17 protein-coding genes are annotated in these 26,482 nt (G+C 68.6%); all 17 read left to right on the top strand.

The annotated features are described in order from the left end of the window. Window positions 1–10: 10 nt before the first annotated feature. The 17 genes from VHAB30_RS16195 to VHAB30_RS16115 all read left to right on the top strand — a co-directional run bounded on the left by VHAB30_RS16195 (window position 11) and on the right by VHAB30_RS16115 (window position 26,481). On the top strand, window positions 11–1,018 hold the full coding sequence (locus VHAB30_RS16195; RefSeq protein ID WP_159277683.1) for a hydroxyquinol 1,2-dioxygenase: 1,008 nt from the start codon (window positions 11–13) through the stop codon (window positions 1,016–1,018). A 95-nt stretch (window positions 1,019–1,113) separates the two neighbouring features. Continuing rightward, window positions 1,114–2,577 carry an aldehyde dehydrogenase family protein gene (locus VHAB30_RS16190; protein ID WP_062479615.1) on the top strand — a complete coding sequence of 488 codons (1,464 nt, stop codon included), beginning with the start codon at window positions 1,114–1,116 and terminating at the stop codon, window positions 2,575–2,577. A gap of 38 nt (window positions 2,578–2,615) precedes the next feature. After that, a complete protein-coding gene (locus tag VHAB30_RS16185; RefSeq protein ID WP_159277682.1) occupies window positions 2,616–3,590 on the top strand; it encodes a tripartite tricarboxylate transporter substrate binding protein in 975 nt (324 codons plus the stop codon). A 21-nt stretch (window positions 3,591–3,611) separates the two neighbouring features. Continuing rightward, on the top strand, window positions 3,612–4,679 hold the full coding sequence (locus VHAB30_RS16180) for a maleylacetate reductase (protein WP_070059781.1): 1,068 nt from the start codon (window positions 3,612–3,614) through the stop codon (window positions 4,677–4,679). Between the two features lie 49 nt (window positions 4,680–4,728). Continuing rightward, window positions 4,729–5,982: an ABC transporter substrate-binding protein gene (locus VHAB30_RS16175; RefSeq protein ID WP_159277681.1), complete on the top strand. Its 1,254-nt coding sequence runs from the start codon at window positions 4,729–4,731 to the stop codon at window positions 5,980–5,982. Window positions 5,983–5,994: 12 nt separating this feature from the next. Continuing rightward, window positions 5,995–6,714, top strand: coding sequence for an ABC transporter ATP-binding protein (locus VHAB30_RS16170; RefSeq protein WP_159275182.1), 720 nt, complete (start codon window positions 5,995–5,997; stop codon window positions 6,712–6,714). Next, on the top strand, window positions 6,711–7,427 hold the full coding sequence (locus VHAB30_RS16165; protein ID WP_159277680.1) for an ABC transporter ATP-binding protein: 717 nt from the start codon (window positions 6,711–6,713) through the stop codon (window positions 7,425–7,427). Before VHAB30_RS16170 ends, VHAB30_RS16165 begins: the two co-directional genes overlap by 4 nt. Then, window positions 7,420–8,280 (top strand): branched-chain amino acid ABC transporter permease, encoded by an 861-nt coding sequence (locus VHAB30_RS16160; protein ID WP_159277679.1) that lies wholly within the window; start codon window positions 7,420–7,422, stop codon window positions 8,278–8,280. The genes VHAB30_RS16165 and VHAB30_RS16160 overlap by 8 nt, the downstream gene beginning before the upstream one ends. Before the next feature lie 9 nt (window positions 8,281–8,289). Further along, window positions 8,290–9,885 carry a sulfatase-like hydrolase/transferase gene (locus tag VHAB30_RS16155; protein ID WP_159277678.1) on the top strand — a complete coding sequence of 532 codons (1,596 nt, stop codon included), beginning with the start codon at window positions 8,290–8,292 and terminating at the stop codon, window positions 9,883–9,885. Between the two features lie 51 nt (window positions 9,886–9,936). Further along, complete coding sequence (locus tag VHAB30_RS16150; protein WP_159277677.1) at window positions 9,937–10,911, top strand: Bug family tripartite tricarboxylate transporter substrate binding protein; 975 nt, start codon at window positions 9,937–9,939, stop codon at window positions 10,909–10,911. Window positions 10,912–10,916: 5 nt separating this feature from the next. Beyond that, window positions 10,917–11,954 carry a branched-chain amino acid ABC transporter permease gene (locus VHAB30_RS16145; RefSeq protein WP_159277676.1) on the top strand — a complete coding sequence of 346 codons (1,038 nt, stop codon included), beginning with the start codon at window positions 10,917–10,919 and terminating at the stop codon, window positions 11,952–11,954. Then, window positions 11,938–12,801: an intradiol ring-cleavage dioxygenase gene (locus VHAB30_RS16140; protein WP_159277675.1), complete on the top strand. Its 864-nt coding sequence runs from the start codon at window positions 11,938–11,940 to the stop codon at window positions 12,799–12,801. The genes VHAB30_RS16145 and VHAB30_RS16140 overlap by 17 nt, the downstream gene beginning before the upstream one ends. 74 nt (window positions 12,802–12,875) lie before the next feature. Further along, window positions 12,876–13,106 (top strand): hypothetical protein, encoded by a 231-nt coding sequence (locus VHAB30_RS16135; protein WP_159277674.1) that lies wholly within the window; start codon window positions 12,876–12,878, stop codon window positions 13,104–13,106. A gap of 238 nt (window positions 13,107–13,344) precedes the next feature. Continuing rightward, complete coding sequence (locus tag VHAB30_RS16130) at window positions 13,345–14,058, top strand: response regulator transcription factor (protein ID WP_159277673.1); 714 nt, start codon at window positions 13,345–13,347, stop codon at window positions 14,056–14,058. Between the two features lie 907 nt (window positions 14,059–14,965). Beyond that, on the top strand, window positions 14,966–15,556 hold the full coding sequence (locus tag VHAB30_RS16125) for a DUF11 domain-containing protein (RefSeq protein WP_159277672.1): 591 nt from the start codon (window positions 14,966–14,968) through the stop codon (window positions 15,554–15,556). 193 nt (window positions 15,557–15,749) lie between these two features. Then, entirely contained in the window at window positions 15,750–18,704 is a 2,955-nt protein-coding gene (locus VHAB30_RS16120) for a beta strand repeat-containing protein (protein WP_235926693.1), read from the top strand. A 178-nt stretch (window positions 18,705–18,882) separates the two neighbouring features. Continuing rightward, the gene (locus VHAB30_RS16115) at window positions 18,883–26,481 is read left to right on the top strand and encodes an OmpA family protein (protein WP_159277670.1); all 7,599 of its coding nucleotides are present in this window, start codon (window positions 18,883–18,885) and stop codon (window positions 26,479–26,481) included. Window position 26,482: the final 1 nt, after the last annotated feature.

The raw sequence follows: 26,482 nt of genomic DNA, 5'->3' as shown, positions 1-26,482 counted from the left end.
GAGCCACACCATGAACGCACCCGCAGAACTCGCCAAGGTCATCGCATCGCAGCCCGATGCCACGCTCGGCTACAAGGATTTTTCGCTCGGCAGCTTCGGCTTCCGCCGGGACGAGTACTTTGCCCACATCACCTGGAAGACCCGTGACGGGCGTCCCATGAGCCACACCATGGACGCCGGCAACTACCTGCGTGCGCTGATGCGCGACGTGGCCTGGGGCTTCTTCTACGGCTGGGTCAACTTCGACAACGTGTTCGGCACCATCAACCACTACGACTCGGTCGACCTGTACGCCGGCAGCTTCAACGGCACCATGAAGGACGCGGGCATCGACCTGCTCGAGAACTTCCCCACGGCGCAGATCCGCGCCACCTTCGAGGCCATGCTCGACGACTGGACCAACGCGGCCTTCGACCCCTTCGCCGCGCCGCAGGAAACCGGCTCGCCCTACGGCCGCAAGAGCGGCAACAACACCGCCAAGATCACCCGGGCGCGCGAGCTGGCCAAGCGCTGCGTGGGCCTGAAGGGCGACCTCGACCTGCGCAGCGACGCGCGCGGCGCGCCGGTCAACCGCGCCTTCGCCGACGTGCCGCAGGGCCAGCCCGAGCTGCACCCCGAGCCGGGCTTCGAGAACGAGGTGCACGCCTTCAACCTCTTCGGCTTCCTGAGCCGCTCGCAGGTCACGTGGAACCCGAGCTTCACCTCGGTGGTGAAGCACAGCTACATGTGCCCGACGACCGAGGAGCACATCCTGCCGATCATCCACGGCAACGACCGCGTCGAGTGGTTCTTCCAGATGACCGACGAGATCCACTGGGACTGCGGCGACAAGAACACCGGCAAGCCCATGGCGCGCGTGATCATGAAGGCCGGCGACATGGCCGCCATGCCCGCCTACTGCCGCCACCAGGGCTTCAGCCCCAAGCGCTCGATGCTGCTGGTGTGGGAGAACGGCTCGCCGAGCCTGGTCTACGAGATCCAGAAGGGCGAGTCGCCCGAGATCCCGGTCGAGTTCTGACCGGCCGGCCCGCCGCCGCTTCTTTCTTCCCGCCATTCATCCATCCAGCCCTCCCCGCGCGGGGAGGGCGAGGAGAACCCATGCCTGCTCTTTCCATCCGCCACCAGCTTTTCATCGACGGCCGTTTCGTCGACGCCGAATCCGGCGAGACGCTCGCCACGCTGAACCCGCACGACAACACGCCCATCGCCCAGGTCGCGCTGGCCGGCAAGGCCGACGTCGACAAGGCCGTGGCCGCCGCGAAGCGCGCGTTCCCCAAGTGGAGCCGCATGGCCGCCGCCGACCGCGGGCGCATCCTGCTGAAGCTGGCCGACCTCATCGAGGCCAACGGCGAAGAGCTCGCGCGGCTCGAATCGCTGGACACCGGCCACCCGATCCGCGACTCGCGCCGGCTCGACGTGCCGCGCACCGCCGCGTGCTTTCGCTACTTCGGCGGCATGGCCGACAAGTTCCAGGGCGAGACCATTCCGGTGGAAGAGGGCTTTCTCAACTACACGCTGCGCGAGCCCGTGGGCATCGTCGGGCAGGTGGTGCCGTGGAACTTCCCGCTCATGTTCACGAGCTGGAAGATGGCGCCCGCGCTCGCGGCCGGCAACTGCATCGTGATGAAGCCGGCCGAGATCACGCCGCTCACCTCGCTGCGCATCGCCGAGCTGATGGCCGAGGCCGGCGTGCCGCCCGGCGTGGTCAACATGCTGCCGGGCCTGGGCAGCGTGGCAGGCCAGTACATCGCCGAGCATCCCGAGATCGCCAAGATCGCCTTCACCGGCAGCACCGCCACCGGCCGGCGCATCGTGCAGGCCAGCGCGGGCAACCTGAAGAAGGTGCAGCTCGAGCTGGGCGGCAAGGGCCCCAACATCGTGTTCGAAGACGCCAACCTGCAGGCCGCCGTGAACGGCAGCGCCTGGGCCATCTTCCACAACCAGGGCCAGGCCTGCATCGCGGGCTCGCGGCTGATGCTGCACGAGAAGATCGCCGACGCCTTCCTCGAGCAGTTCATTCCGCTGGCCCAATCCATCCGCCTGGGCAACCCGCTCGACGAGGCCACCGAGATGGGCCCGCTCACCAGCGCCCAGCACCGCGACCGCGTGCTGAGCTATGTCGAGGTGGCGCAGGCGCAGGGCGGCGAGGTGCTGGCGGGCGGCGGCGCGCCCGGCGGCGACCTGGCGCAGGGCTGTTATGTGCAGCCGACCGTGGTGCGCGCCCGCTCGTACCAGGACCGCGTGGCGCAGGAAGAGGTGTTCGGCCCCTTCGTCACCGTGCTCACCTTCAAGAGCGACGAAGAGGCGATGCAGATCGCCAACGGCACCGACTACGGCCTGGGCAGCGGCCTGTGGACCCGCGACCTGCAGCGCGCCCACAAGGTGGCGCGCGACCTGCACGCCGGCATGGTCTGGATCAACAGCTACAAGCGCGTGAACCCCGGCTCGCCCTTCGGCGGCGTGGGCCAGAGCGGCTACGGCCGCGAAATGGGCTTCGATGCGATGCGCGAGTACACGCAGGTGAAAAGCGTGTGGGTCAACGTCGACGCGCAGATTCCGCCGCACTTCGTGCGCTGACGCTTTCCTTTTTCTTCCCAACCCGACGGGCGCACACGATGTCTTTCTCGATCCTCTCCCGGGCCCTGGTCGCCTGCACCTTGCTGTGGGGCATGGCCGCGCAGGCCCAGGCGCCGGCCTGGCCGACCAAGCCGGTGCGGCTGGTCGTCGGCTTTCCGCCGGGCGGCATCGTCGACACCGTCGCGCGCCAGTTGCAGCCGCGCCTGCAGGCCGCGCTCGGCCAGACCGTGATCGTGGACAACCGCAGCGGCGCCGGCGGCACGCTGGCGGGGGCCGAGGTGGCCCGCGCGGCGCCCGACGGCCACACGCTGCTGATGGTGTTCGACAGCTACGCGACCTATCCGCTGGTCTATCCGAAGCTGAGCTTCGACATCGCCAAAGACCTGCAGCCCGTGACACAGGTGGCGAGCAACCCGCTGGTGCTGGTGGTCAACCCGAAGGTCGAGGCCAAGGACTTCGTGCGCTTCGTCGGCCTGCTCAAGGCGCAGCCGGGGCGCCTGAACTACGCCAGCGTCGGGCCGGGCTCGAGCAACCACCTCACGGCCGAGTACTTCAAGGCCGTGAGCGGCACCTTCGTCACGCACATTCCCTATCGCGGTGGCGGTCCGGCCCAGCAGGACTTGCTGGGCGGGCAGGTCGAGATGATGTTCCTCTCGGCCGTGCTGGCGCAGCCGCACGTCAACGCGGGCCGGCTGCGCGCCCTGGCCCAGACCGGCGCGCAGCGCGTGGCCGCCTATGCCGACGTGCCGACCGTGGCCGAGAGCGGCTACCCCGGCTTCGAGGTGAACTCCTGGGTCGGCCTGCTGGCTCCGGCCGGCACGCCGCGCGCCGTGGTCGACCGGCTGCAGGCCGAGGTGCGCAAGATCGTGACGGAGTCCGCGTTCCAGCAGCGGCTGCGCGAACAGGGCCTGACGGGCATCGCCAACACGCCCGAGCAGTTTGCCGCCGTGCTGCGCACCGAGCAGGACAAGTGGGCCCGGCTGGTGCGCGAGCGCCGCCTGAGCCTCGAATAACCGGACAGAAAGGAGCGCGCCATGCACGACTTCATCCACACCACCCATCCGCAGCGCGTGGTGTTCGGCGCCGGTTCGCTGCGCCACCTGGCGCGCGAGATCGATGCGTTGGGCGCGAAAAAGGCGTTGGTGCTGTGCACGCCCGAGCAGCGCCCGCAGGCCGAGCGCGTGGCGGCCTCGCTCGGTGCGCAGGCGGCCGGCCTGTTCGACCGCGCCGTGATGCACGTGCCCGTCGAGACGGCGCGCGAGGCCCGCGACTTGGCGCGCCGGCTCGGTGCCGACTGCGCCGTGGCGCTGGGCGGCGGTTCCACCACGGGGCTGGGCAAAGCCATTGCGCTGGAGTCCGGGTTGCCGATCGTGGCCATTCCCACCACCTACGCGGGCAGCGAGATGACGCCGATCTACGGCCTCACCGAGAACGGCCTGAAGAAGACCGGCAAGGACCCGCGCGTGCTGCCGCGCACCGTGATCTACGACCCCGAGCTGTCGCGCACGCTGCCCGTGGGCCTGAGCGTGACCAGCGGCATCAACGCCATCGCGCACGCGGCCGAAGGCCTGTACGCGCAGGACAGCAACCCGGTGATGGACCTGATGGCCGAAGAGGGCATCGCCGCGCTCGCACGCGCACTGCCCGCCATCCGCCTGCAGCCCGACGACCTGGCGGCGCGCTCCGATGCGCTGTACGGCGCCTGGCTCTGCGGCGGCGTGCTCGGCGCGGTGGGCATGGCCCTGCACCACAAGCTGTGCCACACGCTGGGCGGCAGCTTCAACCTGCCGCACGCCGAGGTGCACACGGTGGTGCTGCCGCATGCGCTCGCCTTCAACGCGCAGGCCGCGCCGCGTGCCATGGCGCGCATCGCGCGCGCGCTCGGCGGCGTGTCGGCGCCGGCGGCGGTCTTTGCGCTGGCGCGCGACAACGGCGCGCCGGTGGCGCTGAAGGACATCGGCATGCGCGCCGCCGACCTCGACCGTGCGGCCGACATCGCCGTTGCCAACCCGTACTGGAACCCGCGGCCCTTCGGCCCGGCCGAGCGCGACGCGATCCGCGCGCTGCTGCAACGCGCCTTCGACGGCGAGCCGCCGGGCTAGGCCACGGCGCGGGCATCGAAGACACACACGAACAACGAAGGAGACAGCCATGACATTCAACCGCAGACAGTTCACGCAGGCCGCCGCCGCGCTCGCCGCCACGGGCGCCGCGCCGCGGGTGTTCGCCGCCGACACGCTCAAGATCGGCTACGTGTCGCCGCAGACCGGGCCGCTCGCGCCCTTCGGCGAGGCCGACAAGTGGGTGATCGAGCAGATGAAGACCGCCTTCAAGGACGGCATCAGCGTGGGCGGCAAGAAGTACGCCGTGCAGATCGTGTTGAAGGACAGCCAGTCGAACCCCAACCGTGCGGGCGAGGTGGCCAACGACCTGATCCTGAAGGACAAGGTCGCGCTGGTGCTCACGGCCGGCACGCCCGAGACCGCCAACCCGGTGAGCGACGCCTGCGAACTCAACGAGGTGCCGTGCATCTCCAGCGTGGTGCCGTGGCAGCCCTGGTTCTTCGGCCGCAAGGGCGACCCGGCCAAGGGCTTCAACTGGACCTACCACCTGTTCTGGGGGCTCGAAGACGTCATCGCCACCTTCACCAACGGCTGGAAGACCGTAGCCACCAACAAGAAGGTCGGCGGCCTGTTCCCCAACGACGGCGACGGCAACGCCTGGGGCGACAAGGAGCTGGGCTTTCCCAAGCCGCTCGCGCAGATGGGCTTCACGCTCACCGACCCCGGCCGCTTCCAGAACGGCACGCAGGACTTCAGCGCGCAGATCGCGGCCTTCAAGCGCGACAACGTCGAGATCGTCACCGGCGTGGTGATCCCGCCCGACGCCAAGACCTTCCTCACGCAGGCGCGCCAGCAGGGCTTCAAGCCCAAGGTGATCACGCTCGGCAAGGCGCTGCTGTTCCCGGGCGCCATCGAGGCGTTGGGCGAGCTGGGCGAAGGCCTCTCGACCGAGGTGTGGTGGAGCCCGTCGCACCCCTTCAGCTCCAGCCTCACGCAGCAAAGCGCCAAGGCGCTGGCCGAGGCCTACGAGGCCGGCACGAAGAAGCAGTGGACGCAGCCCATCGGCTTCGCGCATGCACTGTTCGAGGTGGCGGCGAACGCGCTGTCGCGATCGAAGTCGCTCAAGGCCGGCGACGTGCGCGATGCCGTGGCCGCGACCTCGATCAACTCCGTGGTCGGCCCCGTGAAGTGGGGCGGGCAGGGCCCGTTCAAGAACGTCAGCAAGACGCCGCTGGTGCTCGGCCAGTGGGGCAAGGGCAAGCAGCGCAAGGTGGAACTGACGCTGGTGAACAACGAGGCCGCGAAGGCGATCCCCACCGGTGGCGCGCTGCGCCTGCTCTGAGTGACGGCTGCCATGACGCTGCTGGCCTTGCACGGCGTGAGCAAGTCCTACGGGGCGCTCAAGGTCACCGACGGCATCACGCTGGCGGTGACCGAGGGCGAGACGCTGGGCATCCTCGGGCCCAACGGCGCGGGCAAGACCACGCTGTTCAACTTGATCTCGGGCGACGCGCGCGTCGACGCCGGCCGCGTGGAGTACGCGGGCCGCGACGTGACGCGGCTGCGCCCGCACCAGCGCTGCCGCGCCGGCATCGGCCGCAGCTACCAGGTGCCTCAGCCCTTCGGTCATATGAGCGTATTCGAGAACCTCGTCACCGCCGCCTGCTTCGGCGGCCAGCAGGCCGAGCGCGAAGCCTGGGAGACGGCGCACGAGGTGCTGGCCCAGACCGGCCTGGCGCCGCACGCCAACAAGCCGGCCGGCGGGCTCACGCTGCTCGACCGCAAGCGGCTGGAGCTGGCGCGCGCGCTCGCGACCAAGCCGCGCCTGCTGCTGCTCGACGAGATCGCGGGCGGGCTCACCGAGCCCGAGGCGGCGGTGCTGGTGGCGGAACTGAAGCGCATCAAGGCGCGCGGCGTGACCATGATCTGGATCGAGCACGTCGTGCATGCGCTGCTGTCGCTGGCCGACCGGCTGTTCGTCATCAACTTCGGGCAGCAACTCGCGGAAGGCGCGCCGCGCGCGGTGATGAACGACCCCGAGGTGCGGCGCGTGTACATGGGGATCGAGGCATGAACGCGCTGCTCGACACCCACGGCCTGCAGGCCTTCTACGGCGATGCGCAGGCGCTGTTCGGCATCGACTTCACGCTGTCGGCCGGCGAGCTGGTGGCGGTCATCGGCGCCAACGGCGCGGGCAAGTCGACTTTCCTGAAAAGCCTCACGGGGCTGCTGCGCGCGCCGTCCGAAGCGATCCGCTTCAAGGGCGAGCCCATCGGCGGCCTGCCGCCCGGCGAGATCGTGCGGCGCGGCCTGGCGATGGTGCCGGAAGGCCGGCGCCTGTTCCCGAGCCTCAGCGTGGAAGAGAACCTGCTGATGGGTGCCACGCCGCGCCGCGCGGGGCCGTGGAACCTGCAGCGCCTGTACGGCCTGTTCCCGATCCTGGCCGAGAAACGGCGCCAGCCCGCCACTTCGCTCTCGGGCGGGCAGCAGCAGATGGTGGCGCTGGGCCGCGCGCTCATGAGCAACCCCGAGGCGCTGCTGTGCGATGAGCTCTCGCTCGGCCTGGCGCCGGTCGTCATCCGCGAGATCTACGCGGCCATGCCGGCTATCACGGGGGAGGGCATGACGGTCGTGATCGTGGAGCAGGACGTGCGCATGGCGCGGCAGGTGTCGCAGCGCGTGTACTGCTTCCAGGACGGGCGCGTGTCGCTTACCGGTCGCTCGGACGAACTCACGCCCGAGCAGATCTCGCAGGCTTACTTCGGCATCGAGGAGCACCATGCTTGAAACCCTGCTCCAGGGCGTGCTGCTCGGCGGCCTCTACACGCTGTTCGCGCTCGGCCAGTCGCTGATGTTCGGCGTCATGCGGCTGACCAACACGGCGCAGGGCGACTTCATCATCCTGGGCGCCTTCGCGGTGATCGCCGGTGTCTCGATGACCGGCGCATCTGTGCCGTGGGCGGTGGTGCTCGCGGTGCTGCCGCTGGCCTTCGGCTTCGGCTACCTGCTGCAGCGCCACGTGCTCAACGGCACGCTGGGCAAGGACCCGCTGCCCTCGCTGGTCGTGACCTTCGGCCTGTCGATCGTGATCCAGAACCTGCTGCTGGAGCTGTTCTCGGCCGACCCGCGCGCCATCGAGGTCGGCGCGCTGGCCACCGCCTCGGTGCCGCTGGGCGACACGCTGGCGCTGGGGGCGCTGCCGCTGGTGATCCTGGCGGTCGCGGTGGCGGCCACGGGCGCGATGCAGTGGATGTTCACGCGCACGCCGCTGGGGCGCACCTTCCGCGCGGTCTCCGATGACCGCGAGATCGCCGAGCTGATGGGGCTGAAAGCCAAGCAGGTGTATGCGCTGGCCACGGGCATCGCCTTCGTGCTGATCGCCATCGCCGGTGCGCTGCAGGGCATGCGCACCACGGTGTCGCCGTCGGACGGCCCGCTGCTGCTGCTGTTCGCCTTCGAGGCCGTGATCATCGGCGGCATGGGCTCGTTCTGGGGCACGCTGGCCGGCGCCATGATCCTGGGCATCGCGCAGCAGATCGGCTTTCGCATCGATCCGGGCTGGGGCATCTGGTTCGGCCATCTCGTGTTCCTCGCGGTGCTGGTGCTGCGGCCGCAGGGACTGTTCCCCAAGACACGCTGACCTGCTGATATGACCGACAAGACCTCCCCCGCGCCGCTCAGGCACGTGCTGTTCATCATGTGCGACCAGCTGCGCGCCGACCACCTCTCGTGCTACGGCCACCCGCGCCTGCAGACCCCTCACATCGATGCGCTGGCCGCGCGCGGCGTGCGCTTCAGCCATGCCTATGCGCAGGGCGCGGTCTGCGGCGCCTCGCGCATGTCGACCTACACCGGCCGCTATGTCAGCAGCCACGGGACGATGTGGAACTTCGTGCCGCTGTCGGTGGGGCAGAAGACGCTGGGCGACCACCTGCGCCCGCACGGCGTGCGCTGCGCGCTGGTCGGCAAGACGCACGTCGAGGCCGACACCGAGGGCGCGCGCCGCCTGGGCATCGACCCGACGCAGGGCGCGGGCCGGCTCGCGATGGAAGGCGGCTTCGAGCCCTATGCGCGCGACGACGGCATCTGGCCGCCGGGCTTCAAGGTCACGGGCAATGCGTACTGCGACTGGCTGCGCGCGCAAGGCTACGAATCGGACAACCCCTGGCACGACTTCGCCAACTCGGGGCGCGGCCCCGACGGCGAGATTCTGAGCGGCTGGCAGATGCGCTGGGCCGACCGGCCCGCGCACATCGCCGGCGCGCACAGCGAGACGCCCTACACGACCGACCGCGCGATCGATTTCATGCGCGAGGCCGGCGACGCGCCCTGGGTGCTGCACCTGTCGTACATCAAGCCGCACTGGCCCTACGTGGCGCCCGCGCCGTACCACGCGATGTACGGACCCGACGACATGCGGCCGGTGGTGCGCAGCGAGGCCGAACGCGTCGACGCCCACCCGGTGGTCGAGGGGTTCCGGCGCGAGACCGTGAGCCGCAACTTCAGCCGCGACGAGGTGCGCCGCGCCGTGGTGCCGACCTACATGGGGCTCGTGAAGCAGGTCGACGACCAGCTCGGCCGGCTCTTCGCCTTCATGGCCGAACAGGGGCTGGACCGCGACACGCTGGTGGTCTTCACCAGCGACCACGGCGACTACCTGGGCGACCACTGGCTGGGCGAGAAGGAGCTGTTCCACGACCCGATCGTGAAGGTGCCGCTGATCGTGGTCGATCCGCGCGCCGAGGCCGACGCGCGCCGCGGCACGGTGAGCGACGCGCTGGTCGAATGCATCGACCTCGTGCCGACGATGCTTGATGCGCTGGGCCTGCCGCAGCCGGCCGAATGGCTCGAAGGCCAGTCGCTGCGCCCGCTGCTGCACGGCCACGCCGGCGCGACCGGCAAGGACCTGGTGGTGTGCGAGAACAGCTTCGCCTTCCGCGACGAGGTGCGGCTGCCGCTCGCCCAGCCCGTCGAGCGTTGCCACATGACGATGCTGCGCACGCGCCGCTGGAAGTTCGTGCACTTCGAAGACCTGCCGCCGCAGCTGTTCGACATGCAGGCCGACCCCGACGAGCTGGTCGACCTGGGCCGCGACCCGGCCTTTGCGGCGGTGCGCGAGCAGATGCTGGGCCTGCTGTTCGACTGGCTGCGCCAGCGGCGGCGCTTTCCCACGGTGGCGCCCGAGGACATCGCGCGCTGGAACGAACGCGAGCTGGCGGCCGGCATTCTCATCGGCGCCTGGTAGGCCACGCCGGCCGATCCGCGCACCCCATTTCAAAAAAAAAGGAGACATCCCATGAACGCTTTCCGCCGACCCCTCGCGGCCTGCATGGCGGCAGCCGCCGTGCTCGCCACCCTCGCGCCCGGCCACGCCGCCGAGGCCTGGCCCAGCAAGCCCGTGCGGCTGGTGGTGGCCTTCCCGGCCGGTGCGCCCGGCGACATCGTCTCGCGGCTGATGCAGCCCGCCCTGCAAAAGGCGCTGGGCCAGCCCGTGGTGGTCGACAACAAGCCGGGGGCGGGCGGCAACATCGGCATGCAGGAGGTGGCGCGCGCCACCGACGGCCACACGGTGCTGGTCGGCCCCGACACCATGCTGACCATCAACCCGCACCTGTACCGCAAGCTCGCCATCCGCCCGATGGAAGACCTGGTGCCCGTGACCCAGCTCGCGGCGTTCAGCCAGGAGCTGGTGTGCTTTCCCGGCGCCGGCATCAAGACCCTGCCCGAGCTGCTGGCCGCGGCCCGGGCCAAGCCCATGAGCTATGCCTCGGGCGGCCCCGGCGTGCCCGGCCATATGGCGATGGAGATGCTGCTGGCCGATGCCGGCGTGCAGATGCAGCACGTGCCCTACCGCGGCCCGAGTCCGGCCATGCAGGACGTGATGGGCGGCATGGTGCCCTGCGGCTTCCTGGCCTCGCCGACGGTCGGCCCGATCATCCGCGACGGCAAGCTGGTGGCCATCGCCGTGTCGGGCAGCAAGCGCTTGGGCAGCCAGCCCACGGTGCCGACCGTGGCGCAGGCGGGCATCCAGGGCTACGACGCCAGCTTCGCCGAGATGATGGCGATGCCGCGCGCCACGCCGCCGGCCGTGGTGGCGCGGCTGCAGGCCGAGGTGGCGAAGGCGCTGGCTGCGCCCGAGCTGCGCGAGCGGCTGGCCACCATGGACCTCGAGGTGGTGGCCAACACGCCCGAAGAAGCAGCGCGCCGTCTGCGCGCCGAACACCAGCGCTGGGGCCAGGTGGCCGCGCGCGTGCAGCTGCAGCTGGACTGAGCGCCATGACCTGCGTCGTCGTCACCATCGACACCGGCAGCAGCCGCCGCGCGGGCTGGAGCGCCGCCGCGCTGGTGGCGGTGGCCGCCACGCTGCCTTTCTGGGGCGAGCCCAGCTGGATGCGCGAGTTCGTCGAGATCGCCTGCTACTTCATCTTCGCGATGATGTGGAACCTGCTGGCCGGCTACGGCGGCATGGTCAGCATCGGGCAGCAGGCCTTCTTCGGCTTCGGCGGCTACGTGATGCTGATGCTGGGCAACTTCGCGGGCGTGAATCCGTTCGTGGCGATCCCGCTCGGGGCGCTGGCCGCCGCGCTGATCGCGGTGCCGGTGTCCTTCGTGGCGTTCCGGCTGTCGGGCGGCTACTTCGCCATCGGCACCTGGGTGATCGCCGAGGTGTTCCGGCTCAGCTTCGCCAACGTGTCGGCGGTGGGCGGCGGCTCGGGCACCACGCTCACGGCGCTGCGCGGCATCGAGCGCGCCACGCGCGAGAGCGTCACCTACTGGATGGCGCTGGGCTGCGTGGTGGCGGCGGTGTCGCTGGTCTACCTGTTCTTGCGCAGCCGTTTCGGGCTGGCGCTGCTGGCGATCCGCGACAACGAGATGGCCGCCGAATCGCAGGGCATCCCGGTGGCGCGCATGAAGCTCGCGGTGTACGTGGTGGCGGCCTTCGGCGCCGGGCTGGCGGGTGCGCTGTACTTCGTGGGCAACCTGCGCATCAGCCCCGACGCGGCCTTCGCGCCGAACTGGACCGCCTTCGCGATCTTCATGGTCGTGATCGGCGGCATCGGCCGCATCGAGGGGCCGCTGGTGGGCGCGCTGGTGTTCTGGGCGCTGAACAAGTTCCTGAGCGACTACGGCACCTGGTACCTGCTCGGCCTCGGGCTGCTGGCCATCGTGGCCACGATCTTCTTCAAGCAGGGGCTGTGGGGCTGGGCGCAGCAGCGCTGGGCCTGGTCCCTGTTCCCGACGCAGCGGCGCCTGGCGGCGCCGCACGCGCCTTCTTCCCACCCGGAGCCCGACGCCCATGCGCAACATCGATGAACACACCATCACCGCCGCCGTGCTCGAGCGCATGGCCGGCTGCGAAGACGCTCGCCTGAAGGACGTGCTGTCGGCGCTGGTGCGCCACCTGCACGACTTCGCGCGCGAAGTGAGGCTCACCGAGGCCGAGTGGGCCGCGGGCATCGACTTCCTCACCGCCACGGGCCAGAAGTGCGATGCGCAGCGCCAGGAGTTCATCCTGCTGTCGGACACGCTGGGCCTGTCGATGCTCACCGTGGCGATGAACCACGCCAAGAGCCCGCAGGCCACCGAGGCCACCGTGTTCGGCCCCTTCCACGTGGCCGGCGCGCCGCAGCTGCCGCTGGGCAGCGACATCGCGGCCGGCGCAGTGGGCGAGCCGCTGTTCGTGCAGGCCACCGTGCGCGGGCGCGACGGCGAGCCCGTGGCCGACGCGGTGGTCGACGTGTGGGAGGCCGATGCCGAAGGCTTCTACGACGTGCAGCGGCCCGGCGGCCCCATGCAGGGGCGGGCGGTGCTGCGCACCGACGCGCAGGGCCGGCTGTGGTTTCGCGGCGTGGCGCCGGTGGCCTATCCGATTCCCACCGACGGGCCCGTGGGCGCGATGCTGCGCGCCACCCGGCGCCATCCGTGGCGGCCCGCGCACGTGCACTTCATGGTGCAGGCGCCGGGCTACGAGACGCTGATCACGCATGTCTTCCGCGAGGGCGATCCGTACCTCGACAGCGATGCGGTGTTCGGCGTGCGCAGCTCGCTCATCGGCGACTTCGCCGCGCATGCGCCGGGCCGCGCGCCCGACGGCAGCGTGCAGGCCGGGCCGTTCCACACGCTGGACTTCGCGTTCGTGCTCGAGCCGGCCGGAGGGTGAGGAGGGGGGGGCGCGAACCGTTTCGGCGTTTCGCCGCCTCTCTTGCAGGTGTCCCTCTTCAAGGAGCCCTGCATATGTGTCCCGTTTCCATCACCTGGCATCTGCTTCGCGGCGCGGGAGCGCTTGTTCTCATCGCGCTGGCTGTGCTGCTGGCGTCCGCCCATCCCTGGATCGCGCCGCCCACCCTCGTCGGCGCCTTGCTGCTGCTGCGCGGCTGTCCGATGTGCTGGCTCGTCGGGCTGCTCGAAAGGCTGTCCGCGCGCAAGGCGGCCCCTGCGTCCGAGGCCACTTCCCAGAGGGTTTGAGCGCGTTCGGCCTTCGCGGAATGGAAGGCTGATCCGGGATTCCATCCGCCCGTGTCGAGGGGGTGACGCCCCATTAGTGTGAGTTTGTTTGCACACGATGACAAAAGAACCGGGCTACCTGTTTCCGTTGGTCAATATCGGCACTTTTCCCTATCGACTGTACATAAACGTTAATACATTCCACTCCATTGTGAGAGGCATGCGGGGAGCGATGAAAAGGGAAGCGATGGTGGACAGGGTGGAACAGAAAAACGGTCGGGTGGTGGTGCTGACGGATTCCGGCGAAGAGATCGACTGGCTGCGAGGCCGGTTGAAGGACGCCGGCTTCAGTCCCTTGTGCGTGGTCAACGAGGAAGACCTGCTGGAGGCCGCCTCGATGCCCGGCGTCGGGCTCTTCCTGCTGATGGGCGAGACGATGGAGGGCGCGCTGCCGGAAATCCTGTTCGGCATCGGCGCCAGCCGTGCGGCCACGGCACCGGTGGTCGTGCTGACCCGGTCGCGCGGCGTGCTGGAAACGCCCCGCGTGTCGGTGTTCGACGTCGACGATTTCCTGGTGAGCCCCTGGAACGCGGAAGAGGTCGTGGCGCGCGTGTCGACGCTGTGCGGCAGGAAATCGCTGCGCAGGAACGCGAAGCCGCACGGCCTCTACGGTTTCCATCTCGTGCGCAGCCGCCTCGCGGTCGAGTACGCGAGCCGCGAAGCCATCATGACGCCGAGCGAATTCGAGATCGCCCGGGTGCTGGTGCGCCACCTCGACACGCCCGTGTCGCGGCAGCAACTGCCCCAGGGGCCCCGATGCAATGGCGAGCTGGGCGCCAGCCGGTCGCTCGATGCGCTGGTGTCGCGCGTGCGCAAGAAGCTGGCATCGATCGTGGCGGGCGAATTCCGCGTGCGCTCGCTCTACGGCGTGGGCTACACGCTGGAGCGCGCACACAACCGGCACGGCAAGTGAGTTTTCGCGGGCAGCGCCCGCGGCATCCGAAGGGGTGACGCAAGGTCACCTTGAAAAAAGACGTTCGCCCATTCGCCTCCGAATTGAGGCCGGGCGTCGGCAGACCAACGAATGAATTCCGGCGAAGTGAGCCGGCTGGGATTGGCTTGAATTGAATTCAAGCCAATGGCGCAGCCGTGCCTGTTTGAATGGAATTGGATTTTGAAAAATCCATCAACCCGTATTTCACGCAGCCCGTGATTGAAACCATTGGGGGACAGGGCGCGCATGCAGGATCTGAAATTCACGGCGCCTGATTACACAGTCTGTGAATTTGTAAATTTAGTTTCGAAGTGGCCCCGAGGGCCAGTCCGAAGCCGCTCGAAGGGCCTCGTTTCTCCCTTGAAACACTGGGTGATCGTGAGGCGGCGGGTTGATGTGGAAGTGAAATTATTCAAACGCATCAACAACTTGGAGGCGATCCGCTTGTGAAATTGATCACACTTCAATTGCAGGTTTATTCACAATCTAAGCGAGCGTCCAGATTACATCTGTATTCACAGTTGTTAACTTTGGAGGGCCTCTCGTGACATTTTCACGGAACCCTCGGCCATTGCAAGTGGCGGATCGCGGCCGTTCGATTGTTTTTGTAAACATTCAGAAAATAATATGAACGTGGTAAATGGCTCATGGAAGCGGCTCGAAAAGGGTGTGCTTGCGTGAGGCCGAGCGTGGGCATCGGAGGCGGTCGTCGCCGATGCCGGTGTGTCAGTGGTGTGCTGCAAGTGGCTGGGAAATGGCTTCGACGCCAATTCGCGAGGCCACAGGTCAAGTCGGTTTGATCTTCGTGTTGCCTCGGTCTGGCTTTGAAGTTGTTTTTTAGGAGTTGTCTATGTCTATCGGAAGTTCGTCTCAAGTGAATTCATTCATGTCGCCGGTGGTCCGGCTGACCGTTCGCCTCGGCCTGGGGCTCGGCGTGGCCATGACCCTGGGGCTGGGCGGCCTGGCCGCCGCGCAGGGCACGAAAGCCGCGCCCGTGCCCACCGAGGCCGCGCAGAAGAAGACCGTCGCGGTCGTGCTGACGCAGGCCAAGGTGGTCAAGGACGCGCAAGGCAAGGAGCAGCTGCTGGCGGCCGATTCGGTCAAGCCGGGCGACGTGCTCGAGTACACGGCCACCTACACCAACCACACGGGCAAGGCCGTCACCGGCCTGGTGGCCAACCTGCCGATCCCCGAAGGCCTGGAGTACCTGCCCAAGACCGCCAAGCCCGGTGCGACGCTGGTGAAGGCCGCGACCAAGGACGGCGCCTTTGCCGCCGAGCCGCTGGCGCGCGTCGTCAACGGCAAGTCGGAGCCCGTTCCGTACAACGAGTACCGCTCGCTGCGCTGGACGCTGGGCCAGCTGCCCGCCAACGGCTCGGCCGCGGTGACCGCGCGCGCCAAGGTCGAGACGGTGGTGCCGCCCGCGCCGGTGGCCGCTGGTGCCGACGCGCAGAAGGTTGCGCGCAGCACGCCCTGAGCTTCCCGCGCTGACGACGACCGCCGGCGGCGCTGAGTCGCCCTGACGGCCGGTTCTCTCTTTTCTTCAAAACCCCGCTGGTTTTTCCATTGCCGGTTTCCGTTCGCGGAAATCCCCGGCCGGGGTGAGTTCGTCCTTTTTTTTGACCTTTTTTGACCCCAACCCCCGAGGAGAAACCCAAGTGATCCCTACCTTGTCTGCCCGTCGCACCGGCCCCGCGCCGCGCGCGCTCTGGGCGGGCGCAGCAGCCCTGACGCTGAGCTTCCTTTTTGGAAGTTCCGGCGCACTCGCTGCGGCTCCACCCGCCAACACCATCATCGGTAACCAGGCTTCGGCCACCTACCTGGACCCGAACGGCGCCAGCCAACTGGCCACCTCCAACCTCGTGCAGACGACGGTGCAGCAGGTCGGCTCGTTCAACCTGGACACCTACACCACCGTGACGACCAACGTGGTCAACACGAAGACTGGCGCTGCAGGCACGACCGTGTACGCGCCTCACGTGCTGACCAACACCGGCAACGGCACCGACACGTTCACGCTGAGCGTGGCCGCACCGGCCAGCCCGAACGGCTTCACCAAGGTCGAAGTGTTCGCCGACGCGAACGCCGACGGCGTGCCCGACAGCACGGCCGCGCTGTGTACCGTGACCCTGGGGGCCGTTTGTAATGTTCCGGCCCAGACGGTCGCGGGCAACAACGGCACCTTCCCGTTCGTCGTTGCGTACTCGATCCCGAGCACGGCATCGTCGGGTACGTTCACCTCGCCGGTGGCTGCGACCATCACAGCCACGGCGGGTACGCCGGCGCTGTACGCGGCTGGCAACACGCAGGCAGCCGACGTGGACAACGTGAACCTCACGGACAAGGCGGCCTTCAATGCCACCAAGAGCCTGAGCGTTCCGGCGGTCAACTGGGTGAACAACGGTGCCAAGCCGTGGCCCGCCGCTTCGGTGAACGGTCCGCGTTCTGTGGCTGGTTGCGTCGCTGACGTCGCAAGTGCAGGCGCGCCAGCAACAGGCTGCGTTTACACCACCTACACGCTGAAGTTCAACAATACCGGTGCCGCAGCGGGCAAGTTTGTGATGACTGATACGCTGCCCAGCGGTTTCACCTACGTCCCGGGCTCGGCAGTCTGGAGCAATATTCCGGGCATCGCGTTGACCGACGCGTCGGGAGACGACCAATCAGGTATCGACTTCTCCGCAACCGGCAACTCGCTGGCCTTCGTGGTGGCTTCGCTGCCGCAGAACGTCACGCAGACGGTGAGCTTCGTTGTGATGGTCAATAACACGGCGGCCATCGGCACGTCGACCACGACCAACACGGCCAAGTACAACCCGGTTACTGCGCCGGACGACACCAGTTCGACGAATACGAACAACCCGAGTTCGCCGACCAACCCCGCGAGCTACAACGTCGTGGGCACCTTCGGCATCATCCTCGGCTCGGCCGACGTCAGTGCCAGCCCCGTGGACTCGAAGGACACCGGCGCAGGCAACCCCAACACGACCGTGGCCGACACCACGACCGTCGCCACTGCTGGGGCCGGCACCACGGTGAAGTTCACGCAGACCGTGTTCAACATCGGCAATGCGGCTGACATCGTGAACCTTGCCGTGCCTGCGATTGGCACGCCGAGCAACACGTTCCCGGCGGGCACGACCTTCAAGTTCTTCGCCGCCGACGGCCTGACGCCGTTGATCGACAACAACGGCGACGGCATTCCCGACACCGGTCCTGTGCCGGCCAACGGCAGCGTGAAGTTCGTGCTGGCGGCCACACTGCCGGCCTCGGCAGCACCGGGCGCGGGCGGCAGTACGATCGTCATCGGTACCTCGGCGGGCGACAGCACCAAGACGGAATCGACGCGCGATACGCTGTCGGCAGTAACGGGTGTACTGGTCGACCTGACCAACACCACCGGCGGTAGCAACGATTCGCTCAAGGGTGACATCGGCACGGGCCCGAGCGTGGACCCGACGACCACCAACACGACGCCAGCAGGCACGGGCACGATCTTCACGTTGTTCATCAAGAACAACGACTCGGTGGCCAACGTCTACAGCCTGGCAGCGAGCCAGACCAACAGCTTCCCGGGCAGCCTGCCTGCGGGCTGGACGGTCAAGTTCGTGGATGCGGGTGCTACCTGCGCCGGCGCAGCGAGGACCACGATCAGCGTGCCCAACGGCGCTCCCCTCCCGACGCAGGTCGATGCCTGCGTGACGCCGCCTGCCACGCAAACGCCGGTCACGGGACAGCGGATCTACTTCCAGGTGCGTTCCACCATCACGACCTCCACGGGCGTGGTGGCGATGGACACGAAGCTGGATGCGGTGAACGTGATCACGGCCAACACCTACGGCGCGACGCTCACGCCGAACAACAGCGGCCAGGTCGCTCCCGGCGGTTCGGTGGTGTATGCCCACACGGTGACCATCACCGGCGCGCAAAGCTGCGGCACCAAGTACAGGGTCACCGCTTCGTTGCCTTCCGCGGATCAGACGGCAGGCTGGACTACGGCGCTGTATGTGGACAACAACGGCAATGGTCAGATCGACGCAGGCGACACGCTGGTGTCGGATCCGAATGGTGAAGTCATTCCGGCGGTTCCTCCTACCGGCGCAGCCCTGGACAGTGGCAAGACCCAGAAGCTGCTCGTCAAGGTCTTTGCACCGGGCGGCGCAACGGCAGGCGCCATCGACACCGCCAAGGTGACGGTGACCTTCCCTGACGTCCCGGCTTGCGGTAGCCCCTCGGCCACCGACATCACCACGGTCATCACGGGCCAGATGCGCCTCGTGAAGACGCAGGCACTGGACGTGAACTGCGATGGCGCCGAGGTCCCGTCCTCGTCGGCTCCGCTGGTCGCCAAGCCCGGTGAGTGCATCGTGTACCGCGTCGTTGCGACCAACGAAGGCGTGGCACCGGTCACCAACATGTCGATCAACGACGCGGTGCCGGCCTACACCTCCTTCACCGGTGCGACGCAGCCTCCGGCCCCCACCCAGTGCACGTCCACCGGCGTGTCTGGTACGGCCCTGGCCTACAGCAGCACCGCCACCACCGTGGCTTGCGGCAGCGCAAGCAACACCGTGGCACCTGGCGGCAGCGCCACGCTGCTGTTCTCCGTGAAGGTCAACAACTGAGCTTCGCCTGAGTGAAGCGGAGCCGACGGGCACAAGCCCGTCGGCTCCCTCGCACAGGGCACACAAGCCTGTGCGTTTTTCCTTTGCGCCTTCTCTCGTTTCCGAGGCGAGGGCGCAAACGAAAAAGTTCTTTCGTTTCTTCTGATCCCCACGCGGTGATCGATCAAGGGTTCGCGGCATGCTGTTCACTTTCAATCCCAGGAGCACACACCGGCCATCGTGGCGCGGATGGGCTGCTGCGCTCGCCGCTGGCGCGGCGCTGCTGCTGGGTGGTGCCGTGCCGGAAGCGAACGCCGCGCCGGCCCCCGCCGGCATCGTGATCCGCAGCATCGCCACGGGCACCTACGTGCCCAACGGTCTGGCGCAGACCGAGACCATCTCGTCCAACGAAGTGATCGCCACGGTGCTGCCCGTGGAAGCGCTGGTGCTCACGCAAGACCAGTCGCTGTCGCGCCCGCCGGCGAGCATCGTCACGCTGAGCCACCTGCTCACCAACACCGGCAACGTCGCCTCCACCTACACGCTGGCGCTGGCCAACAACGCCGGCGGCTGCGCGGCCGACACGCTCGATCTGTCCGCCTTGCGCGTGGTGCGCGACAGCAACAACAACGGCGTGGTCGATGCGGCCGATCCGGTGGTGCAACTCAACGCCGCGGGTGTCATCGCGCTCAAGCCCGGTGAGACTGCTGCGCTGCTGGTGCAGGGCACCATCCCCACCGCTGCGACCGGCGTGGCCTGCGTCGGTTTGACGGCCACCACCGCGCTGCAAGGCCTCACGGCCATCAACCGCGACACCGTCACCGTCGGCAACGCCGCCGCGCTGCAGCTGGTCAAGTCGGCCAGCTACCCCGGCAACGTCATCCCCGGCCAGACGCGCATCGACTTCTCGGTCTCGGGCACCAACATCGGCGCGCAGGACGCGCAGCCCTCCAACGTCATCGCGCCCACCAACACGCCTTTGCTCGTGAACGGTGCCCCTTCCGCCTTGGTTCTCGTGCGCGACCCCGTGCCCGCCGGCACCCAGTACGTGCCCGGCACCTTGCGCACCACCGCCGCCAACGCCGTCAAGCTGTACCGACTGGCCAACGATCCGGCGTTCAGCTACCGCACCGCCGAAGACGCCTCGGCCGTCGAAGTGGCCATCGGCATCTCCACGCCCGTGGCGCGCAATGTGTCCATCGCGATGCAGTTCGCCGTCAAGGTCAACGCCGACCAGGTGGGCGAGATCCGCAACACCGCGCACAGCCAGTACAACGACGGCACGGGCCCGGCCACCGTGCCCTCGAACACCATCGTCATCAGCTCCAGCCAGGCGCGCATCGGCGTGGCCAAGGCCGCGTCCACCCCGCGCGTGAACCGCAGCGCCGACGGCAAGACCGACGGCACCGCCACCGTGCGCTTCAGCGTCAACGTGCGCAACTACGGCACCTCGTGGCTCTACGGCGTTCAGGCCGCCGACGTGATGGAAGGCGCGGGCGCCACGCAGTTCGGCACCTACACGGCAGCCGCCGTGCCCGGCGCGAACCAGTACACCATCGTGCCCGGCTCGATCGTGATCGCGCCCGCACCCAGCGGCGGTACGGTGGCAGCAGCGAACCCCGCCTTCAAGGGCACCGCCGCCGCCTCGAACCTGCTGGCCGACGGCGCCGTGCTGCCCGTGGGCGCGCAACTGACGGTGCAGTTCGATGCCCGCATCAACTTCACCGGCCGCACCGGCACCTTGTTCAACACCGTCAAGGCTTCGGGTGCCCTCAATGCCGGCGGCCCCGCGGTGGCCCTGGACGACTCCGTCAACGGCGACAACCCCGACGCCGACGGCGACGGCAACCCCAACAACGACACCTCGCCCACGCCGGTGTCGACCCAGCTGCCCACGCTCACGCTGACCAAGCAGGCCTCCATCGCACGGCGCGTGTCGCCCGGCGTCTACGAACTGGACTACACCTTCAAGGTCACCAACACCGGCGCCGTCGCCGCACCCAACGTGCGCGTGATCGACAACCTGAACTGCACCTTCGACATGGACAAGTCGAGCGGGCAGGTCGCGTCGTGGGAACTGCTGGGCCCGCCCAAGGCGGCCAACGGCAACCTCAACGCCGCCACCGGCTTCACCGGCCGCGCCACCTGCAACCGCACCACGCAGGACAGCGCCGACCCCTTCCAGCTGCCCACCGAAGTGGCGCTGAGCCTGACTGACGGCGCCCGTGCGCTGGCCCCGGGCCAGAGCGAGCAGATCCGCCTGAGCGTGCGCATCACCGAGAAGGCATCGGCCATCGGCGGGCGCGTGTCGCTCACCAACAAGGCCTGGGCCGCCGCCTTCGAGCAGAACACCGTCAACGTCACGCCCACCATGCTGCTGGCCGCCACCGCCACCTCGGTGCAGGCGCTGCTGGTCGATCCGCAAGGCACGGTCTACAACGCGCTCACACGCCAGCCCGTGGCCGGCGCGCTGGTCACCTACACGCGCCAGTCCTGCAGCAGCGGCACGGCCGGCCCCATCACCGCGGCCGAGATCTACGGCGCCGACTCGGGCACCTACACGCTCAACCCCAACGGCAGCATCTCGATGACCACGGGCGCCGATGGCGCCTACCAGTTCTACCTGCAGACGCCGCCCGTGACGGGCCTGTGCACCTACGCGCTGTCGGTCACGCCGCCGGCAGGCAGCGGCTACGTGTACCCCTCGCAGCTGATCCCCGTGACCGGTGGCTCCTTCACCAGCTGCGGCGCCGTCGTGCCCAGCGCCGTGCCCCCGAAGGACGCGGACCCGACCAGCTATTACTTCCAGGTGCAGGCCGGCGCCAAGCCCGACGGCACGCCGTGCGACGCCGTGCACAACCACATCCCGCTCGATCCGGGCAACATCCTGGGCCTGGTGCTGCGCAAGGACGGCAGCAAGCGGCAGGTCGAGTACGGCGACTTCATCGACTACGCGCTCACCGTCACCAACAAGACCGGCTTCCCCGTCACCGGCGTCACCTTCAACGACACGCTGCCCCCGGGCTTCGCCTACGTGGCCAACAGCGTGCGCCTGAACGGGCAAGTGGTGCCCAACCCGGCAGGCGGCGCCGGCCCGGGCCTGATCTTCAACTACCCCACGCTGGTGGTGGCCCCCGACCAGTCGGCCATGGTGCGCTACCGCGTGCGCATCGGCGTGGGCGCGCCCACCAACGGCGACGCCATCAACCGCGCACGCGCCACCTCGGGCCCGATCCAGTCGAACCTGGCGAACTGGACCGTGCGCGTGACGGGCGGCGTGTTCTCCGACGACGCCTTCGCCTTCGGCAAGGTGTACCTCGATTGCAAGCGCGACGGCCAACGTGACGGCCGCCAAGAGGGCGCCGACGAGATCGGCGTGCCCGGCGTGCGCCTGTACATGGAAGACGGCACCCACGTCGTCACCGACATCGAAGGCAAGTGGAGCCTGTACGGCCTCAAGCCCGTCACGCACGTGCTGCGCCTGGACCAGACCACGCTGCCGCTGGGCGCCAAGCTCGAAGTGCTCGACAACCGCAACTCGGGCACTCCCGAGAGCCGCTTCGTCGATCTGAAGAAGGGCGAGTTCCACAAGGCCAACTTCATCATCACGAACTGCGACGAGAAGAGCGTCATTGCCGACGTGGCCGCACGCCGCGCCGCCATTGCCGCGCGCCCCGACACCGAGGCCGAAGCGCAGGTGCGCCTGCGCCTGGACCCCGAGGGCAAGGTCGTGCCCGTGGGCGACGTGCGCGGCCTGCCGGCCACCGGCCAGGCGCTGGCCAGCGGCAGCACCGGCGCGGTGCAGCCCACTTCGGCGCCGCTGATCGCGCTGCCCGTGGCACCGGCCAACGCCAGCAGCTTCGTCGGCGGCGGTGGCGGCAGCATGGGCGGCACGCTGGGCGTGCAGCCCGCGATCCCCACCGGCAGCCTGTTCTCGCCGCTGAACGGCGTGCCCACCTCGGGCCTGCCGTCGTCGACCACCAGCGGCTCGGCCACCGGCGTCGGCGCGCAGGCCATGCGCCCCATCGGCACCGGCGGCGCGATGCTCGAGCCGCGCGCCAACCCGCTGCTGCCCCAGGCCGTTCCGAGTCCCATCGAACTCGAGACCCTGCTGCCCCAGCTGGAGAACAACACGCTGGGCTTCATCGGCCTGAAGGACCGCGACACCGTCGCCGGCCAGTCGATCAACGTGCGCGTCAAGGGCACGGCCGGCACCTCGTTGCGCCTGAGCGTGAACGGCGCCGCGCTGGAAGAACGCCGCGTCGGCAAGAAGACCCAGCTGGCCTCCAAGAACATCGCCGCCTGGGAGTACATCGGCGTGGCCCTGCGCCCCGGCACCAACACCCTCAAGCTCGAGGCCGTCGACGGCTTCGGCAACGTGCGCGGCAGTGCCGACGAGATCACCGTCGTCGCCCCCGACAAGCTCGGCGCCATCGAGGTCGACCTGCCCGAGGTGGCCCGCGCCGACCTGCGCACGCCCGTGGTCGTCAAGGTGCGCCTGATCGACGCGGCCGGCGTGCCCGTGACCGCCCGCACGCAACTCACGCTGGAGACCGACCGCGGCCGTTGGCTCGCCGAAGACCTGAACCCCACCGAGCCGGGCACGCAGGTTTTCATGGACGGCGGCGCTGCAGAGTTCCAGCTGATGCCCCCGGGCGAACCCGGCGATGCGCGCCTGCGCGTGAGCGCCGGCACCTTCGTCAAGGAAGTGCGCCTGGCGCTGTTGCCCGAGATGCGCCCCATGATCGGCGTGGGCATCGTCGAAGGCGTGCTCGACTTCACCAAGCGCGGCAAGCTGCCCCTGGGCGCGATGCCCGCCGGCGCCGCCTTCGAAGCGGAACTCTCGGGCCTGAAGGACGAAGGCACCAACAGCCGCGCCAGCGGTCGCGCCGCCTTCTTCTTCAAGGGCACCGTCAAGGGCGAATACCTGCTCACGGCCGCCTACGACTCCGACAAGACCCGCAAGGACCGCCTGTTCCGCGACATCCGTCCCGACGAGTTCTATCCGATCTACGGCGACTCCGCGGTCAAGGGCTTCGACGCCCAGAGCACGCAAAAGCTCTACGTGCGCATCGACAAGAACCGCTCCTACCTGCTGTACGGCGACTTCACCACCGCCAGCAGCACCGAGGTGCGCAACCTCAGCCAGAGCAACCGTTCGCTCACGGGCCTGAAGCACGTGTACGAGGACGAGAACGTGCGCGCCACCAGCTATGTCTCGCGCACCGCGCAGACGCAGCAGGTGGAAGAGTTCCGCGCGCTGGGCACCTCGGGCCCGTACTACCTGAGCGCCAGCAACGGCGAGTTCGTGGACAACAGCGAGCAGATCGAGATCGTGGTGCGCGACCGCAACCAGCCCAACATCGTGCTGCAGCGCACGGCCGTGGCGCGCTTCGTCGACTACACGGTGGAGCCGCTCACGCGCCGCATCCTGTTCACGCACGCCATCGCCTCCATCGACGCGAACCTGAACCCGCAGTCGATCCGCGTCACCTACGAAGTGGACAGCGGCGGCCCCAAGTTCACCGTGGCCGGCACCGACGTGCAAGTGAAGGTCAGCGAGAACCTGCAGCTGGGCGTGGTGGCCTCCACCGACCAGAACCCGCAGAACAAGCGCAACCTGCAGGCGCTCACGGGCGTGGCACGCATCGGCCAGAACACCAGCGTGGCGGGCGAGCTGGTCAAGACCGACTCCGACGACAAGGGCAACGGGCACGGCGCGCGCGTGGAAGCGCGCTACCAGGACGAGAAGCTGGCCGTGGTGGCCCTGGCGGCCAAGACCAGCAAGGGCTTCGACAACCCCGGCGCGAGCTTCTCGGCCGGCCACACCGAAGCCTCGGCGCGCGCCGAGTACCGCGTCGACCCGACCCTGGCCGTGCGCGGCGAGGTGCTCTACAGCAAGGACGCGGCCCAGGTCGACGAGCGCAAGGGCGCCACGGTGAGCGTGCAGAAGAAGCTCAGCGACAAGACCGTGGCCGAAGTGGGCCTGCGCCACGGCCAGAGCAACAACGCGCTGGGCTCCAGCTCGGGCTTCGACTACGGCCAGATATCCACCTACAACGGCCAGATGGGTAGCAGCATCGGCGCCAACAGCGTGACCACGCTGGGCGCGGCCGCCGCCGCAGCCGGCGTGGACACGCAGAGCCAGACGACCGTGCGTGGGCGCCTGTCGACCGAGGTGCCCGGCGTGGCCGGCGCGCAGGTGTTCGTGGAAGGCGAGCAGGACCTGAAGGACGGCAAGCGCCACGTGCTGGCCGTCGGCGGCAACTACGTCATCACCGACAAGACGCGCGTGTACGGCCGCTACGAGCTGATCTCCACGCTCAACGGCCCCTACGAGCTGGACAGCACGCAGCGCAACAACACGGGCATCGTCGGCATCGAGAGCAACTACATGGAAGGCGGTCGCGTGTACAACGAGTACCGCATCGCCGACGGCGCCGAAGGGCGCGGCGTGCAGGCGGCCATCGGGGTGCGCAACACCTTCAAGGTCAACGAGCAGATCCGCGTGACCGGGGGCATCGAGCACACGCGCGACATGAGCGGCTACAGCAACAGCAAGAACACCGGCACGGGTTATGCCGGCGGGCTGGGTGAATCGACCGCGATCACCAGCGGCATCGAGTACATCACCGACCGGATCAAGGCCTCGGGCGTGTACGAAGCGCGTCGCGGCGACGATGCGAACACGCGCCTGTTCAGCGCCGGCTTCGGCTTCAAGCTCGATCCGTCCTGGAGCCTGCTGGCGCGCAGCATCGTGAGCGACAGCGAAGGCCAGGGCGCCAACGCGGGCAACGAGCGCCACCTGCAGCGCCACCAGATCGGCATCGCCTACCGGCCGGTGGACGACGACACCTGGAACGCGCTGGCACGCTACGAGCGCCGCTCCGAGCGCGTGGTGGGCGCGGGCAACGCGGCCGGCGCGCTGCAGGGCAGCAGCGTCTTCGGCGCCGACAACGGCGCCAGCCTGCCGGGCAAGACCAGCGCGGACATCGTCTCGGCGCACGTGAACTACAACCCCGAGCCGGGCAAGGCGGTGATGGCGCGCTATGCCTTCAAGCTCAGCCGCGCCGACGACGGCACGCTGGCCAGCAAGTACTGGGCGCACCTGGTGCAGGCGCGCTACACGCAGGACATCAACCAGGACTGGGACTTCGGCGTGCAGGCCGGCCTGCTGTACGGCAAGGGCGGCGCGCTGCAGAAGACCTTCGGCGTCGAGGTGGGCTACCAGGTGCAGAAGAACATGTGGGTGTCGGCGGGCTACAACTTCGTGGGCCTGAGCGATCGCGACCTGACGGCCAACGAGTACACGAGCAAGGGCGCCTATGTGCGGCTGCGCTTCAAGTTCGATGAGACGCATCTGGGGTTTGCGTCGACAGCGGAGACGAACACGGCCAAGGCTGCGAAGGCAGAGAAGCTGGCTGCGGATGCGCCGGAAGTGGCACCGCTGCCGATGCGCACGGTGCTGCAGGCCGAGGCGCTGTTCGAGCCCGCCAAGTCCTTCATCAAGCCGCAGGCGCACGACACGCTGAACACGCTGGCCGCGCAGATCAAGGCGACCGAGGCGCAGGTGGTGATCCACATCAGCCACTCGGACGCGCAAGGCAGCGCTGACGACCGCATGCAGCTGGTCGCGCAGCGGACCAACGCGGTGCGCAGCTACCTGATCGGGCGCGGCGTCGACGTGCTGCGCCTGCGCACCGACACCAAAGAAGACACGCAGCCTGTCGCAGGCGATGACAGCAGCGCCAAGAGCCGCTGGGTCGTGATCGCCGCGGCCGCGCAAGAAACCCGCTGAA

The sequence above is a fragment of the Variovorax boronicumulans genome, assembly GCF_009811375.1.
GTDB lineage: Bacteria > Pseudomonadota > Gammaproteobacteria > Burkholderiales > Burkholderiaceae_C > Variovorax > Variovorax boronicumulans.
This window is presented reverse-complemented; position numbering and strand designations above follow the sequence as displayed.

Bases quoted from the DNA above. Each gene is read 5' to 3' on its own strand.
- VHAB30_RS16195 (WP_159277683.1), top strand. From the start codon at position 11: ATGAACGCACCCGCAGAACTCGCCAAGGTCATCGCATCGCAGCCCGAT.
- VHAB30_RS16185 (WP_159277682.1), top strand. From the start codon at position 2,616: ATGTCTTTCTCGATCCTCTCCCGGGCCCTGGTCGCCTGCACCTTGCTG.
- VHAB30_RS16180 (WP_070059781.1), top strand. From the start codon at position 3,612: ATGCACGACTTCATCCACACCACCCATCCGCAGCGCGTGGTGTTCGGC.
- VHAB30_RS16175 (WP_159277681.1), top strand. From the start codon at position 4,729: ATGACATTCAACCGCAGACAGTTCACGCAGGCCGCCGCCGCGCTCGCC.
- VHAB30_RS16170 (WP_159275182.1), top strand. From the start codon at position 5,995: ATGACGCTGCTGGCCTTGCACGGCGTGAGCAAGTCCTACGGGGCGCTC.
- VHAB30_RS16165 (WP_159277680.1), top strand. From the start codon at position 6,711: ATGAACGCGCTGCTCGACACCCACGGCCTGCAGGCCTTCTACGGCGAT.
- VHAB30_RS16160 (WP_159277679.1), top strand. From the start codon at position 7,420: ATGCTTGAAACCCTGCTCCAGGGCGTGCTGCTCGGCGGCCTCTACACG.
- VHAB30_RS16155 (WP_159277678.1), top strand. From the start codon at position 8,290: ATGACCGACAAGACCTCCCCCGCGCCGCTCAGGCACGTGCTGTTCATC.
- VHAB30_RS16150 (WP_159277677.1), top strand. From the start codon at position 9,937: ATGAACGCTTTCCGCCGACCCCTCGCGGCCTGCATGGCGGCAGCCGCC.
- VHAB30_RS16145 (WP_159277676.1), top strand. From the start codon at position 10,917: ATGACCTGCGTCGTCGTCACCATCGACACCGGCAGCAGCCGCCGCGCG.
- VHAB30_RS16140 (WP_159277675.1), top strand. From the start codon at position 11,938: ATGCGCAACATCGATGAACACACCATCACCGCCGCCGTGCTCGAGCGC.
- VHAB30_RS16135 (WP_159277674.1), top strand. From the start codon at position 12,876: ATGTGTCCCGTTTCCATCACCTGGCATCTGCTTCGCGGCGCGGGAGCG.
- VHAB30_RS16125 (WP_159277672.1), top strand. From the start codon at position 14,966: ATGTCGCCGGTGGTCCGGCTGACCGTTCGCCTCGGCCTGGGGCTCGGC.
- VHAB30_RS16115 (WP_159277670.1), top strand. From the start codon at position 18,883: ATGCTGTTCACTTTCAATCCCAGGAGCACACACCGGCCATCGTGGCGC.